This window comes from Chitinophagaceae bacterium (genome assembly GCA_016710165.1).
In the GTDB taxonomy this organism is placed as follows: Bacteria; Bacteroidota; Bacteroidia; order Chitinophagales; family Chitinophagaceae; genus Ferruginibacter.
The window spans coordinates 18,320-32,926 of the sequence record JADJLJ010000005.1 but is presented as its reverse complement, the minus strand read 5'-3'; the positions used below and the strand labels follow the sequence as shown (position 1 = coordinate 32,926).

Genomic DNA, 14,607 nt, shown 5'->3' with positions numbered 1-14,607 from the left:
GTTAACTTTACCCCTTTGCGTGAAATTCATGAGCATTAATACAAAAAACTACCAGGAAATTATAACCGGGTTAAGCGGCAAGGCCACATTGGTTGCCGTCTCCAAAACAAAATCCGTTGAAGACATCCGGGCTTTGTACGACCTGGGCCACCGCGACTTTGGCGAAAACTACGTGCAGGAACTTACTCAAAAATATGAGCAACTGCCCAAAGACATCCGCTGGCATTTTATCGGTCACCTGCAAAGCAATAAAGTAAAATACATCGCCCCCTTCGTTCATCTTATTCACGGGGTGGATGGTTATGGTTTGCTGAAAGAGATAAACAAACAGGCGGCAAAGAACAACCGGGTGATCGATTGCCTGCTGCAGGTATACATAGCCAAAGAAGAAACCAAATTCGGGCTGGATGAAAAAGAGTTACACGAATTGATCGAATTACACCAATTACACGAATTAAAGAACATCCGCATCACCGGCCTGATGGGTATGGCCTCTTTTTCGGATGATACAAATTTGGTAAGAACCGAACTAAAGTACTTAAAAAGCCTGTTCGACAAATTCAACATTCAACATTCAACATTCAACATTTTGAGCATGGGCATGAGCGCCGATTACCAGATCGCCATGGAAGAAGGGAGTAATATGGTGCGTATCGGCAGCCTGCTTTTCGGTTCCCGTTAATTGCCTACCGGCTGATTACGTCAATCTCCAATCCTGCATCCGGTTTCTTGTATCCATCATCCCCTACACAATACTTAAGGTGGATAATAGTAAGCGAATGGCTGCAGCACATCTTCGATCCCTTGCAGTAGAAGAAGGCATCCATGCATTGGGTCTTTGCATCGTAAAAGCCGATGGCCGACACCAGGCAATAGCCGCACATCCTTTCCGGGAACTCCACCACCTGTATCTCCCCTTTTGTCACGGCATCGGCAATGGCACCGGCGATATCTTCCGCTTTCTCCAGTTTATCAAACTTGTCTTTAATCCAGCCCAGTGCCCCTCCGGCCTTTCCTACCAGCAGATCAACATAGTGCTCCATCAATATTTTCCCGATCTCTCCCACCAGCGCCACCTTTCCTTCATCCAGCATGCTTTGTATACAGGTCAAACAACTTCCGCACCCATCCAGTTCGGGGTAATTATTGGCCCGGTTACCGGTTACTTCGATCACCGCTTTTTTAAACGCATCCGACATGCCGTTCTTCAACCCATCCACTTTTAACGGGTGCAATTTTATACCACCCGCATCTACGCCTTTATTATCGGCGTATACAAGCGGTGGCTCGGGCAGATCAAGTTCCACATTCACCATAAAACTTCCTGGCTTCATACTCTGTACATCAAAATTATTTTCGTAGCGGCCCGTGTTCACGCTGTCGGGGTACAGCATTTCTATAAAATGATCCGAGGGTTGCAAAACCACCACATCCGCCGACAAATTGGTCAAGGTGAGCTTTGCGGCAGCTGGTAAATTCTGCAGCCCGCTTATCTCCACTTTAATGAAAGTCCGTTCCCCTCTCCGCAGGCTTAATTTCCCGGTTGTTACATGCAGGTCTACACCTGAAACGGTCCCGGTACATTTCTGCTGATCATTTTCGGTTACCTGCATGGTTTGTTTTCCACCTGCAGTTTCCGGGAACCGGATGATGCACTGCCGGGGCGACTCAGCCAGCACGGTTGCTTCTTTGCCGCTAAAGGTACAGGTAGTGTTGCTGCTGTTCCCGTCAAACGGACCTGTTATCCGCAGGGGCGCTGCTGTTAAAGCATGCGTGGGAATACGGCATGCCGCGGCCGGTGGTTTTGCTTCTGCAGCAGGGATCTTGATACCAACTTCCCCGGCATTCACGCCTTCCCCGTTGATCACACTCAGGAACCGTTGCAGGGGTTTATTGTCATTTGCCCGGTACTGTACCCGGCCATTGGCTTCTGCCACCGGTAATTTCTGCCCGTCGAATTCAATGGAATATTTTTTTAGTGCCGAAAGATTTTTACGGGTCTGCCTTGCGTTTTTACCGCCGGCCACGGCCAGTACAGTTCCTGAGACCAGGTCGCCGGCCCGGATATCATCCGGCAGGTAAACGGTGATCGTTCCTTCCGGTAAATTGAATGAGGCCGTGGTCAACCCCTTTTGCGTGGAAATAGTTTGGGCAAACAAAGGATGCAGGCCCGCAAAAAATAAAAAGGCAAGCAACAGGCAGTTTTGTTTCATAATAAAGAATTTAAGCAAGCCGAAGAACGGGCAGTTAAAGAAGCAGGCGGGGTACCTGGTTACTCATGAAGAAATGCCTTAGCCGTTGTAAAGCCAGAAGAAAAGTACGGCGAATCCCGGCCAATGTCAAGGATATTTTTTCAGTAAGATCCCGCCGGAGTTTCAGATTTGTTAAAACCTTAACAATCATCATTAAATACGGCACGGTATTGTATCGTTTGCCGGTAATTAAATAACTTTGGGATGTATACCAGCTTCATGTCAGCAACATTTGAAACAGAAAAGAACCGGAAAGCATTAATCTACACAGTCATCATCTGTGGCAGTTTGCTGTTGCTGGCCTTTCTCATCTCCTGGACACACCAGCATACCCCACCCCCTGTTTTACAAGACCTGATCGAGATCAACCTGGGCAATAATGCAGAAGGTTATGGCGAAGTACAGCCATTGGTAAAAGGCGAAAGATCTCCCGGGGAAGAAAATGCAGAACAACCAAAGACGGCGGCGGTAAAAACACCGGCGGTTGAAGATACAAAGACCGATGACCTGGCAGATAAAGAATCAGCGCCGGTTAAAACCCCGGTAAAGACAACCGTGAAAGTAAAGGAACCAACACCGGTTGTTACCAAACCCGAACCCAAACCGCAGAAACCGAAGATAGCCGGGTATGGCGGACCAAAGAATGGTACCGGCAATGGCGCCACGGAAGACAATGGTTATAAATACCAGGGAAATAACCCGGGTGGAAAAGGCGATGCAGGAAGCCCGACGGGTAAACCGGATAGTTATGGGAACAACCCGGGTGGAAGAACGGGTGGCGCACTGAGGGTATCAAAGGGCGACCGTACCATTGTAAATAATTATATTTTCATGGGCGACCTCCCGAGGGCTACCATCAATGCCATCATAAAAGTTTCTCCGGCAGGAAGGGGAACCTTTGTTACGTTCGACAAAGGTTCAACCAGCGCCGATCCGAAATATGCGAATGCCATACGGGGTTACCTTCCCAATATTGAGTTCAATAAATCAGACCACGAGTCCATTGTGACCGTTCCGTTCAACTTCCGGGAACAATAATCCTGTTTCAGTTACATCGTGTTTATATTTGTGCCGATGAACTATCAGCAGACCATTGATCATTTATATGCACAGCTCCCCATGTTCAGCCGTATCGGCGCAGCGGCATATAAGAAAGACCTGCACAATACCATTGCCCTTTGTAAAGCGATCGGCGATCCGCAAAAAAGATTCAAAAGCATACATATTGCCGGCACCAACGGCAAGGGCAGCACCAGTCACATGCTGGCAGCCATATTGCAGCAGGCAGGATATAAGACCGGTCTCTATACCTCCCCGCACTTAAAGGATTTCCGGGAGCGCATAAAAGTGGATGGCGAAATGATCCGGAAAGAATTTGTGGTAGATTTTGTGGAAAGTACAAAAGCCCTGACTGACGAGATCCAGCCTTCTTTCTTTGAACTCACCGTGGCGATGGCGTTTGATTATTTTGAAAAAGAAAAGGTTGATATCGCCGTAGTAGAGACCGGCCTGGGTGGAAGGCTGGACAGTACGAACATCATCACCCCCATACTTTCCATCATTACCAACATCGGTTACGACCACATGAACATACTGGGTAACACGCTGGAAGAGATCGCTGCCGAAAAGGCCGGCATCATCAAACCAGGAGTACCGGTTGTTATTGGCGAATACCTGCCTGAAACAAAAAGCATATTCCTCAACAAAGCAAAGGAAGTGAATGCACCCATTCATTTTGTACAGGATGAATACAAGGCAACCGGCATCCAGTATGCGGCAGATTTTCTTTCCCTGGATGTAACCCATACAACCCATAACACAACCGGACATTTCAGATCAGACCTGAACGGCATATACCAGGCTAAAAATATATGCACCGCTTTATGTGCTGCAGACATTTTAAGGACCAAGGCCTTTATTCTTACAAAACCCGGCGAAAAGACCGCGTTGGCCAATGTGAAAAGACTCACCGGTTTACACGGCCGCTGGGAGGTGATTGCAAAAGATCCAACCGTTGTAATTGATGTAGCCCATAATGAAGACGGAATGAAACAGGTGCTTGGCCAGTTATCCCTCGTGTGCCCCGATGCGGGCAGTTATCATTTTATACTCGGACTGGTAAAAGATAAAGATGTTGAAAAACTGCTTTCCCTGTTACCCAAAAATGCACATTATTACTTTACCAATGCGCATATACCCAGGGCATTACCACATACCGAGTTAAGGCAAAAGGCACGGGCCCATCAATTAACCGGGGATGGTTTTGATGATGTAAATGCGGCCATTGCATACGCAAGGCAACAGGCAGCTCATACAGATACCATTGTGGTCTGCGGCAGCGTTTTCCTGGTTGGAGAAGTTGCGTATTGAACTGGATCAGTACATTACAGCCATTGCCACAACGTTTACACATTCAACAAATACCGTACGCATTTCGCAGGCTTTACATTACCCGGCATGCGGATCTTTACTGTTTATATGAATGATGCTTGCCACCTGTTTATTGATATTCAAAAAACGCAGCAGCAATAAGGCCACTGCAATCATAACGGCAAAAGAGAACAGCGTGATCTCCCAACTGAAATTTGCCTTTATGGGGCCCAGCAGCGCAGCAAAAGCAATACGCCCCAGGTTACCAATGGTCATGTATAATGTAAACTGGCTGGCCGAGACCTTCTTCCAGCAACATTGCATGGCAATGGCAAAAATGCCGATACAGGCAAATGTGTACAATACGTTATGCAGGATCATAAAGCCGTAAATTAAGGCGGTGCTTACCCAAAATGTTTTTAAGAATGCCAGCCCGGAAGTTAACAGGATCATGAAGAAAAAATAAATACTCATCATATTCTTTTTACCGAACCGGTCGATCAGGATACCCCCGATGAGCATACCGCCGATCCCCCCGATCAGTTTGGCGCTTGCATAGTATTGCGAATAGGTAACATTGGTCCAGCCCAAAGCCTTCACGGTAAAAATGGGCAACGCTGTATCAATATAATTATATGCACCCTGGGCTACAAACAATATGGATGTCAGCAACAGGGAATTGCGTAAACTGAAAACCCGGTACAGCGATCTGAAAATAGTGGCCCAGCTGCCCAACTGCATTTTTTTGGTTTCCGGAGCTGCCGCCCCTGCTGACCAGGGTACGATCTTTTCTCCCTGCCGCTCCCTTAAAAAGACGGGGACCAGCATAATGGTACCGATCACCAGTGCAAGCATCAGTATAGCAACGGAGAAACTGTATTTGTTCAGAAGCCAGCTGCCCAGGGCCAGGGATGCAGATATGCCGATTATTTTTGAACCCCACATCAAACCATTGGCCCGGGCCTGTTGGTGAATGGGAATAATATCAACCGCCATTCCATCCGTTGCTACATCCTGGAAAGCCCCAAAGAAAGATATCACAAAACCTGCTGCCATCAACAGGTTCAGGTTGTTTAAGGGGTCGGGCAGATAAGCCATGGCGATACAACCTGCCATCAACCCCAACTGGCCAAATATAACCCAGGGCCTTTTACGTCCCATCGGTAAATACGTATACCGGTCCATCAGCGGCGCCACGATGAATTTAAAACTCCAGGGAAGTCCGCATACAATGGCAAAGCCCGCGATCTCGCCTGCTGTTTTACCATTCATGGCCATCCAGGCCGGGATCCCGAAGAACAACATCCCTTCAGGAACGCCTTGTGCAAAATACAAAGCAATAAAGTTGAAATACCTTAAAAAGGTATTATCAGAAAGGGCCGGCAGGTTGTTGCCTTTCTTTAACGGGATGCTTACCGAAGGTTGCATTTTATCACTTGCTTTAAATGAATAAATAAAGGAGGAGTGCATCAGATCACTCCTCCACCGGTTAAGAGCCTGAGGGTTGCCGGTTAATACCGGCTGAGTATTTTCCCGGATACCTTTATTATTTTGAACCCAGATCTTTACGCATGAACAGTAATTCACTCCAGCTTTCGTCAACATATTCAGCAAGGTCTTTCAGGTACTGAGCATAAGAACCTTCTCCGTTCACAGATTCATAGGTTTCCCTGAATGGTTTACGAAAACCGGCTGCCCGCTCCTTTAAACCCTGCTTATATCTTGTTACCACGGTATACTGCGCCTTCCCGGAAGAACTGGCGGTGTAAACAGCAACGGTTACCCCGGCTGCTGTCCAGGTCTTTTTCAATTTTTTTATGATGCTGACCACATTCTCGCTCTTACCCACTTTGGGATATACGTGGGTAATATTGATCTTATCAGAAAAATCGCCCAATGCCACGGTACTTAATGAATCGAGATAAACCGAATAACCACCCGATTGCCTGTCTGTTAAGTAAGCAGATACATTTTTATTCCAGTCTACCATATGCTCGGTACCCAGGTCGCCCCTTGTATCCTCATCTTCCCAACTGGTTGGTCCTTCCGTGATGTGATAGCCGCCCATATCGGGTCCGGACTGTATGGCAAATACCCGCCACTGTACCTTACCACTATTATGGTATTTCTGGGCGTGGGCTGCCAGCGCTTTTTCAAATTCCATCACTTTGTCCATTTTGGGGAAAACCCGTTGGGTGGAGATCACATTTTGGGTTTGGCCGATACCAAGTATGGGCAGGAGCATTGCAAGAAGAATGCTGATCTTCATTTTTAATCTGGATTGGTTGTTCTTTTGCATGTTAAAACATTTAGTAGTGAATAAAAGCCAACAATTGGAGTTCAATTTTGACAAAACAAAGGTCTGCTCGGAACCGGTTTTTTGTTAGTACAAACCTGACATTCTACCCTATATACTGAGCATTTAACCGGACAAACTGTGCAGCAACAGGATAAATTCATCATTTTGCCCCGCCAGGTCATTTTTGTTTTACCCGGCAGTATAAAAAAACCGGAATGCAATTATCTTTATAACCTATGCGCAAAACCGGTTTCCGTTTTACCTTGCTTACTACGATCGCCTGTATTTGCCTGGCCTTTGTTTCATTTGCCCAAAAGGAAAAAGACTACGAAAGCATTTCCATTGCCCATGGTTTATCGCAAGGGATGGTATTTGACATGCTGCAGGATGCGGACGATTTTATCTGGGTAGCCACCAAAGACGGGTTAAACAGGTATGACGGTTATAGTTTTAAGGTTTTTACGAATGACCCCTATAATATACACTCCCTCAGCAGCAATACCATCAGTAAACTGTTTGAAGACAGTAAAGGCAGGATATGGGCCGGTACTGAAAATGCCGGGGTGAATATTTATGACAAAAGAACCGGCATTTTTTACCGCGTAACCCATATTCCATCAAACCCGTCCAGTCTTTCGGGAAACGGTATCAAGGCCATTGAAGAAATACCCGATGGGAGGATACTGGTTGCTACAGATGCCGCGGGGCTCAACATTGTGACCATTACGCCCGATCTTTTTGACAAAGACTCTGCCCCGCCTGTTACCCGGCTTTCCCTGCCCAATAATAAACAGGTATATGGTATGGGAAAAGATAAGAATGGCAATATCTGGATCGGTGGCATGGATGGTACCATCTACCAGTTCGATTACAAAAAAAACAGCTTTACGCCATTACCCGGCGGGAAACTGTACAATAATGGCTATCTCAATAAAGATGGATCTGTTGTAATAAACAACAACCTTTTCCTGGATGATGGAAAAGACATCATCCCTTTGTTTGATACCGGCCGGTGGCCCGAGGGCAATATCATCTTTAAACCGAACAGTGCGTTATGGGAATTTCATCACCGGGAATTATATTTTTACGATATCAGCAGTTGGAAAAAGGGCACAAAACCAAACTGGAATGAAAAACTGCCCATCGACCCTGCAACCAGGATCTGTTATCCGTTTATCATCGACCGTTCCGGTATATTATGGAGCGGCTCCGTTGGCTATGGCTTGCGCAAATACCATAAAGCCAATACCATATTTACAACACAGGCCAAAGGGAACAGCATACGCTTAATAGTACCCACTGCCGGTAACGATCTCTTCCTGGTTGATTATGCCTATAAATGGATGCAGTTAAAAAAAGATACATTGCTGACCGATGTATTCAGGAAAACACCTGCTGTAAGCCAGATTGATAATTTTATTATTTCCTCAACAAACGATTACTGGATAAAAAGTGATAAAACAGGATATTATTCCTATAACCCGGCCACCAATTTACTGGTACCTTATCCGCAGATAAATTCCAATCAGCCGTTTGGCAAAAAGCAGCCCTTCCTGGAAGACAGCAAAGGGAATATCTGGCTGCCCGGGCAGGATGGAGCCATTACCATCGTTCATAAAGCAGCAAACAAACTGGATAGCATTACGATCAACCCCGGGGGCGCTAAGATCATCTGCACTTTTTTGTTTGAAGATAAACAAGGGGTATTCTGGATCGGTACAGAAAATGGTTTCGTAAAGATCCGCATTGCAAACAATGACTTTTCGTTGCCGCAGGTACAATGGTTTTTAAATAACAGCAGCAACCGTAATTCGCTGAATTATAATTTTGTTTCCTGCTTCCTGGATGACCCGTCATCGCCTGAACGGTTCATCTGGATCGCCACCAAGGGGGGTGGTTTAAACAGGCTGGATAAAACAAACGGCGATTTTTTTCATCTCACCACCAACGATGGCCTGCCCGATGACGTAGTGTACGGGATACTTACAGATGATGCCGGTAATATCTGGGGCAGTACCAATAAAGGTATTTTCTGCATGACGGCAACCAGGGATGCCGGTAAAGCAACCTACCATTTCCGGAATTTCACAAAGACCGCCGGCTTACAGGATGATGAATTCAACACCGGTGCATTTGCCAAACTACCTGATGGCAGGCTTGCGTTTGGGGGCATTAACGGAATAAATATCTTTAAGCCGGCAGCGGTTCTGCAAAACGGTTACACCCCCAATGTTTTTATCACCAATATCTTAGTGGGCAACCAGGTTGTTTTGCCCAACGACAGGACCGGCGTACTGCAGCATACCATTGAACAAACACGATCCATTACCCTGAATCATTTGCAGGATATTTTAACGCTTGAATTTTCGTCGCTTGATTTTACAGCGCCCGGTCAGAATAAATACCGGTATCAACTGGTGGGCATTGATGAAGACTGGGTGGAAAGCGGTACCAGGCGTTTTGCCACCTATTTGCATCTGCCGGCCGGCAAATATGTTTTTAAAGTACAGGGAAGTAACAGCCAGGGAGTATGGAGCAATAAAACGGCCACGTTAAAGATCATCGTAAACCCGCCCTGGTGGCTTAGCTGGTGGGCTTACCTGGGGTATGCCCTGTTGTTTATTTCCGGGGCAGGGATCTTCTTCAGGTTCAGAATAAATAAAGCCAGGCTGCAATCGCAGTTGATCTTTGAACAACAGGAAGCCAGGCGTATCAAAGAACTGGATACGGTAAAGACCCAGCTGTATGCCAACATCACGCATGAATTCAGAACGCCGCTTACGGTTATCCTGGGCATGGCCCAGCAGGTAAAAAATGATCCGCAGCAGCATGCACACAAAGGCCTGGATATGATCATACGCAACGGGGAAAACCTGCTGAACCTGGTAAATGAAATGCTGGACCTGTCAAAACTGGAAGATGGTAAAATGACCCTGAACCTGGTGCAGGGCGATGTCATTACTTTTTTACGATACGTGGTAGAATCATTTCAATCACTGGCCGCCAGTGAGCAAAAACAGTTTCACTTTTTAGCAGATACGGATGAACTGGTAGTGGCTTACGACGCAGAAAAGATACGGCAGATCATTTCCAATTTATTATCCAACGCATTAAAATTCACGCCGGCGCCGGGCAATGTATACATCAGCATTTCGCAGGAAAATACCGCAGATCCCGAAACCACCATCCTGGTATTAAAAGTAAAAGATACCGGCATTGGTATACCCGAAACCCAGTTAGAGCATATATTTGACCGTTTTTACCAGTTGGATAACAGCCACACCCGCAAGGCAGACGGAACCGGAATTGGCTTAGCGCTTACCAAAGAACTGGTAAAATTGATGAAGGGAACGATATCCGTAAAAAGCCCGCCGGTGGGTGCAACAAAGGGAACAGAATTCATTATAACCATCCCATTACACAAAGCAGGCACAACTGCCCATGAAACCATACCGGGGGCTGTGCTGAAACCAACTAAAACAGAGATTTCCAGGAACGGGGACATAGGTCAGCATGTAATTGCCAATACAAATTCCGATACGGCAGCCCCGTTGATCTTATTGGTAGAGGATAATGTTGATGTGGTAGCCTACACGGCAAGCTGTTTGCCCGATTATAAACTGGCAGTTGGTAAAGACGGCAGAGAGGGTTTTGAAATTGCGGTAGACAGCATCCCTGACCTGATCATTACGGATGTGATGATGCCATTTGTGGATGGCTTTGAAATGTGCCGTAAACTGCGGCAGGATGAACGTACCAGTCATATCCCCATCATCATGCTCACTGCAAAAGCAGATATGCAGAGCAAACTGGAAGGCCTTGAAAAAGGCGCCGATGTGTACCTCGAAAAGCCGTTTCATAAAGAAGAATTACTGCTCCGGATAAAGAAATTACTGGAGCTCCGGAAAAACCTGCAGCATTACTACAGTAAGCAGATCGGTATAACAGATAACACCGGAACATCCTCCAATGAAGAGATACAACCCGTTACGGATGAAAGAACAGAGCATGAATTTGTACGGAAAGTGAGGGAACTGGTGGAAGCTAATTTTACCAATTATGAATTCAGTGTGGAGCAGTTGTGCAAACTGATCTTTATGAGTCATTCCCAACTGCACCGGAAACTGGAAGCGCTTACCGGCAGTTCTCCCAACAAATTCATCCGCATGGTGCGTTTAAACAAAGCAAAAGAACTGCTGGCCGACCCTGCATTATCCATCGCAACCATTGCAGGGGAATGCGGCTATAACGATGCCGGTTATTTTGCACGGGTATTTAAACAGGACCATGGTGTAACCCCGCAGGAATGGAGACTGAAAAATCCGGCGTAAAGGAGGAATATTTGTCCCGGCACCTTCTATACCGCCGTAGATAAGCCAGGTAGGAGAAGAAACGTAACGTAATGAACTGCAGAGGGTATATTTATTGCTTGCGGAAATGAAGTTTTGGTGCCCGGGAGCATACACCGCTATTTAAGTCCATCCAGTTTACTAAACCCATAAAACATACAGATTGCATGCATGGCCTGTATGATCTCATTGTGCTGAAGCATCTGCCTCACTTCTTCCAGCGGAAATAGCTTTGCCTCTATCTCTTCATTAAGATCCAGACGCTGCTCCGCTACTTTTTTACCGCCGGTTGCCAGGTAAAGGCCTGTAAAATTATTCAGTACACCAGGGTTTGCTGCCGTGCGGCCCAAATAATAGAAATGGGAAAAACAATAACCGGTTTCTTCCAGGAGCTCCCGTGCAATGGCCGTTTCAGCTGTTTCGCCCTTGTTAACAAACCCCCCGGGTAATTCCAGGATACTTGCTTCAATGGGATGGCGGTATTGTTTTACAAGTATTACTTCATTGTTCTCCGTAACAGCCATGGCGCAGACAGATTCGGGCATTTCCACCACAAAATACGGATCCACAATCGTCCCATCCGGCATTTCGCAACGGTCTTCCCTTGCGGTAAAATAGATGTGTTTGCTTAAGTATTTTGAAGAAAGTGTTTTCCAGTTCATCGAAACGTTAATTGGTTGATTTGTTTACATGTTAATCCGTACTACCAAATTAACAGATTAACCAATTAACGAATTAACCAATTAACGGACTAACGGATAACATTCATTACCACTTCATGCGCTCCCTCAATGACGTAACATGCGCCACATGGTGCCTGCTGTGCCATGCATACATGCCCAGCAGTTCCCAGAGCGTAAATTCCTTTTTATGTTCGGGATGAAAAACGGTCCTGTCCAGTTCGTCCCGGCTCATATTTTTCAATACCTCGTACCAGCGCACATGCAGGGCATGTAAAATAGTAAGCGAGATATTTACAGGCAGGTTCTTCGTATCGGCCATCTCTGCCCAGGCGCTTTGATCGTATGGTTTTATTGCCGGGTTGTTTTCCGTAAGGCCCAGTTTAAAACGGATGTATGCATTCATATGACTGTCCGCCACGTGATGCACCAGCTGCTTCACGGTCCACCCTCCATCACGGTATGGGGTATTCAATTGAGATTCGTCTAAATTAAGCACCGCATTTTCCAGGTGCTGTGGCAGGTTCTTTATATCCACCAGCCATTCCTGCCATAACCTATCTGAGAATGGCTGAACGATATATTTACCGATCGGGTATCTTAAGTCTTCCATGTGCCTTAGTTATTTTTAGGTACATCAGCCGGTGCTGCTGCAACCCGGATCTTTTCCAGTACAATTTCAAATATCAGCACCGAGTTAGGCGGGATGGCGCTGCCGGCACCCGATGCCCCATAGGCCAGGTCACTGGGAATGTACACCTTCCAGTGGTCGCCGGGTTTCATCAGCTGCAATATCTCGATCCATCCTTTTATCACCCCGCCAACCGGGAACGCAGCTGCCTCCCCGCGTTTGAATGAATTATCAAATTCCGTTCCGTCTATCAGGGTTCCTGAATAGTTCACTTCTACGGTATCTGTGATCTTCGGGCTGCTGCCGTTGACGTCCCCGCTCTTGATCACTTCGTATTGCAATCCGTTCGGAAGGATAATCACACCCTTGCGCTTTTTATTATTCTCCAGGAATGCGACCCCCTTTGCCTTTGCACCCGCATCTTTTTCGGCTGAAAAAATATCCAGCTGCCGCTGCATGCAGGTGTTGTTGGCTTCCTGGTCCAGGAGTTGTTTGTTGTTTTAAATACATCATCGATACCTTTTACCATCATGGCGGTGTTCAGCTTGCTGATGCCCTGTGCCTTCATATTGGTAGCCACATTAACACCGGCGGCATAACTGAAACTGTCCAGCAGGTTCTTCATTACCGGGGCAGCTGGTTTGGCCGCAGGTTTTGCTTTTGGTTTTGCACCACTTTGTGCCGTTACAGATAAACCGGCAATACACAACACGATCGTACTTAAGAAAACTCTTTTCATAGATGTTTTTTTAGTTGAAAAATGTTCCGATAGCTATCGGAATGCAAATAAACGTCATTTTATTCTTCCCTCATTTCCTTTCCTGTTAAATGTATGAAAACGTCCTCCAGGCTGGCGGCTTTTACCTGTTTGGGCCGCTCAAAGCCGCTGTGTACAAGGTCATCGATCATTTTATCCGGGCTGTCAAGCGAAATGATCTTCCCTTCATCCATAATGGCAATGCGGTCGCATAGCTGTTCTGCTTCATCCATATAATGGGTGGTGATGATGACCGTGGCCCCCTGCGCCCGGATACTCCGGACCAGGTCCCACAGGTTGCGCCGGGCCTGGGGGTCAAGGCCGGTAGTGGGCTCATCCAGGAATATGATCTTCGGTTTATTGATAAGCGTGGTGGCAATGGAGAAACGTTGCTTTTGTCCCCCGCTCAATTCCTTGTATTTGTTTTTTGCTTTGTCGGCAAGGTTTACCAGTTTCAGTAATTCGTATGGGTTGACAGGCTGGTTGTACAAGCCGCCGAATAATTCGATCAGTTCCGTTAAACTGAGTCCCGGGTAAAAGCCGGATGTCTGCAACTGAACACCGATTATCTTTTTAATGTTGTCCGGTTCCTTATCCAGGTCCATCCCGCAAACCATCACTTGGCCACTGGTCTTGGTGCGGAGTGTTTCAATGATCTCCAGCGTGGTGGATTTACCGGCACCGTTAGGCCCCAGCAAACCGAATATCTCCCCTTCATACACGTCAAAGGAAATTCCTTTCACTGCCCGGAACGTACCATAGTTCTTTTCCAGGTTCTTTACCGAAATGATCGTATTCGTCATTTTATTGATTGGGGGATAAAGATAATTCCATTTTTACATCTGCTGTCAGCATGGGTGTATCGGTTACGGCAACGCGGTGAAATCCATATTTTTCATACAGCTTCAATGCGGCCTGCAATTGACTGTTCGAAAAAAGAGAGACCTTTTCTGCTTTTGTCTTTCTGGCTTCATCCAGGCAACGGTCAAGCAAATGTTTACTGATACCCCGGCCCTGGTATGCCGGGTGAACCGACATCTTTACCAATTCGTATTCCTTTTCATTTTTTTTCGATAATCCGGCGGTGCCGATCACCTGCCCGCCGTACATTGCCAGGAAAATACAGCCGCCCGTATTTATCAGGGTTCCTTCGGGATCGTTCAATATCTCCAGGTCATGACTCTCCGTGAGACCGTACTTATCAAGCCATTCCAGGTTCAGCCGCTTAAAATCCTCCCGGTACCTGCTTTCGTATTCAATTATTTCCAT

Annotated in this window: 13 protein-coding genes; 4 read left to right on the top strand and 9 right to left on the bottom strand. The window is 46.6% G+C overall.

From position 1 onward, the window contains the following. Positions 1 to 28 precede the first annotated feature (28 nt). Positions 29 to 682, top strand: a complete 654-nt coding sequence (locus IPJ02_16130) for a YggS family pyridoxal phosphate-dependent enzyme (protein MBK7377012.1) — start codon at positions 29 to 31, stop codon at positions 680 to 682. Positions 683 to 686: 4 nt separating this feature from the next. Here IPJ02_16130 and IPJ02_16125 read toward each other — a convergent pair whose 3' ends face one another. Next, the gene (locus IPJ02_16125; GenBank protein MBK7377011.1) at positions 687 to 2,213 is read right to left on the bottom strand and encodes a hypothetical protein; all 1,527 of its coding nucleotides are present in this window, start codon (positions 2,211 to 2,213) and stop codon (positions 687 to 689) included. A 258-nt stretch (positions 2,214 to 2,471) separates the two neighbouring features. Here IPJ02_16125 and IPJ02_16120 point away from each other — a divergent pair, with 258 nt between their 5' ends. Further along, complete coding sequence (locus IPJ02_16120) at positions 2,472 to 3,290, top strand: hypothetical protein (protein MBK7377010.1); 819 nt, start codon at positions 2,472 to 2,474, stop codon at positions 3,288 to 3,290. A gap of 36 nt (positions 3,291 to 3,326) precedes the next feature. Continuing rightward, a complete protein-coding gene (locus IPJ02_16115) occupies positions 3,327 to 4,622 on the top strand; it encodes a bifunctional folylpolyglutamate synthase/dihydrofolate synthase (protein ID MBK7377009.1) in 1,296 nt (431 codons plus the stop codon). A 78-nt stretch (positions 4,623 to 4,700) separates the two neighbouring features. On the opposite strand, the gene IPJ02_16110 is transcribed toward IPJ02_16115, so the two are convergent. After that, positions 4,701 to 6,050: an MFS transporter gene (locus tag IPJ02_16110; protein ID MBK7377008.1), complete on the bottom strand. Its 1,350-nt coding sequence runs from the start codon at positions 6,048 to 6,050 to the stop codon at positions 4,701 to 4,703. A 118-nt stretch (positions 6,051 to 6,168) separates the two neighbouring features. After that, on the bottom strand, positions 6,169 to 6,921 hold the full coding sequence (locus IPJ02_16105) for a hypothetical protein (GenBank protein ID MBK7377007.1): 753 nt from the start codon (positions 6,919 to 6,921) through the stop codon (positions 6,169 to 6,171). A gap of 236 nt (positions 6,922 to 7,157) precedes the next feature. Here IPJ02_16105 and IPJ02_16100 point away from each other — a divergent pair, with 236 nt between their 5' ends. Beyond that, the gene (locus IPJ02_16100; protein ID MBK7377006.1) at positions 7,158 to 11,252 is read left to right on the top strand and encodes a response regulator; all 4,095 of its coding nucleotides are present in this window, start codon (positions 7,158 to 7,160) and stop codon (positions 11,250 to 11,252) included. A 137-nt stretch (positions 11,253 to 11,389) separates the two neighbouring features. On the opposite strand, the gene IPJ02_16095 is transcribed toward IPJ02_16100, so the two are convergent. The 6 genes from IPJ02_16095 to IPJ02_16070 all read right to left on the bottom strand — a co-directional run bounded on the left by IPJ02_16095 (position 11,390) and on the right by IPJ02_16070 (position 14,607). Next, positions 11,390 to 11,932, bottom strand: coding sequence for an NUDIX hydrolase (locus IPJ02_16095; protein MBK7377005.1), 543 nt, complete (start codon positions 11,930 to 11,932; stop codon positions 11,390 to 11,392). 106 nt (positions 11,933 to 12,038) lie between these two features. Then, positions 12,039 to 12,563 (bottom strand): putative metal-dependent hydrolase, encoded by a 525-nt coding sequence (locus tag IPJ02_16090; GenBank protein MBK7377004.1) that lies wholly within the window; start codon positions 12,561 to 12,563, stop codon positions 12,039 to 12,041. Positions 12,564 to 12,568: 5 nt separating this feature from the next. Further along, on the bottom strand, positions 12,569 to 13,039 hold the full coding sequence (locus IPJ02_16085) for an FKBP-type peptidyl-prolyl cis-trans isomerase (GenBank protein ID MBK7377003.1): 471 nt from the start codon (positions 13,037 to 13,039) through the stop codon (positions 12,569 to 12,571). Continuing rightward, positions 12,940 to 13,320, bottom strand: a complete 381-nt coding sequence (locus IPJ02_16080; protein MBK7377002.1) for an FKBP-type peptidyl-prolyl cis-trans isomerase N-terminal domain-containing protein — start codon at positions 13,318 to 13,320, stop codon at positions 12,940 to 12,942. Before IPJ02_16080 ends, IPJ02_16085 begins: the two co-directional genes overlap by 100 nt. Positions 13,321 to 13,379: 59 nt before the next feature. Next, entirely contained in the window at positions 13,380 to 14,141 is a 762-nt protein-coding gene (locus IPJ02_16075; GenBank protein ID MBK7377001.1) for an ABC transporter ATP-binding protein, read from the bottom strand. Between the two features lies 1 nt (position 14,142). Next, a complete protein-coding gene (locus tag IPJ02_16070) occupies positions 14,143 to 14,607 on the bottom strand; it encodes a GNAT family N-acetyltransferase (GenBank protein MBK7377000.1) in 465 nt (154 codons plus the stop codon).

What these genes read in the sequence shown, in the direction of transcription:
- IPJ02_16070 (MBK7377000.1), bottom strand. Translation starts at nt 14,607, where the DNA reads ATGGAAATAATTGAATACGAAAGCAGGTACCGGGAGGATTTTAAGCGG.
- IPJ02_16125 (MBK7377011.1), bottom strand. Translation starts at nt 2,213, where the DNA reads ATGAAACAAAACTGCCTGTTGCTTGCCTTTTTATTTTTTGCGGGCCTG.
- IPJ02_16130 (MBK7377012.1), top strand. Translation starts at nt 29, where the DNA reads ATGAGCATTAATACAAAAAACTACCAGGAAATTATAACCGGGTTAAGC.
- IPJ02_16100 (MBK7377006.1), top strand. Translation starts at nt 7,158, where the DNA reads ATGCGCAAAACCGGTTTCCGTTTTACCTTGCTTACTACGATCGCCTGT.
- IPJ02_16075 (MBK7377001.1), bottom strand. Translation starts at nt 14,141, where the DNA reads ATGACGAATACGATCATTTCGGTAAAGAACCTGGAAAAGAACTATGGT.
- IPJ02_16095 (MBK7377005.1), bottom strand. Translation starts at nt 11,932, where the DNA reads ATGAACTGGAAAACACTTTCTTCAAAATACTTAAGCAAACACATCTAT.
- IPJ02_16080 (MBK7377002.1), bottom strand. Translation starts at nt 13,320, where the DNA reads ATGAAAAGAGTTTTCTTAAGTACGATCGTGTTGTGTATTGCCGGTTTA.
- IPJ02_16115 (MBK7377009.1), top strand. Translation starts at nt 3,327, where the DNA reads ATGAACTATCAGCAGACCATTGATCATTTATATGCACAGCTCCCCATG.
- IPJ02_16120 (MBK7377010.1), top strand. Translation starts at nt 2,472, where the DNA reads ATGTCAGCAACATTTGAAACAGAAAAGAACCGGAAAGCATTAATCTAC.
- IPJ02_16085 (MBK7377003.1), bottom strand. Translation starts at nt 13,039, where the DNA reads ATGCAGCGGCAGCTGGATATTTTTTCAGCCGAAAAAGATGCGGGTGCA.
- IPJ02_16105 (MBK7377007.1), bottom strand. Translation starts at nt 6,921, where the DNA reads ATGCAAAAGAACAACCAATCCAGATTAAAAATGAAGATCAGCATTCTT.
- IPJ02_16090 (MBK7377004.1), bottom strand. Translation starts at nt 12,563, where the DNA reads ATGGAAGACTTAAGATACCCGATCGGTAAATATATCGTTCAGCCATTC.
- IPJ02_16110 (MBK7377008.1), bottom strand. Translation starts at nt 6,050, where the DNA reads ATGCAACCTTCGGTAAGCATCCCGTTAAAGAAAGGCAACAACCTGCCG.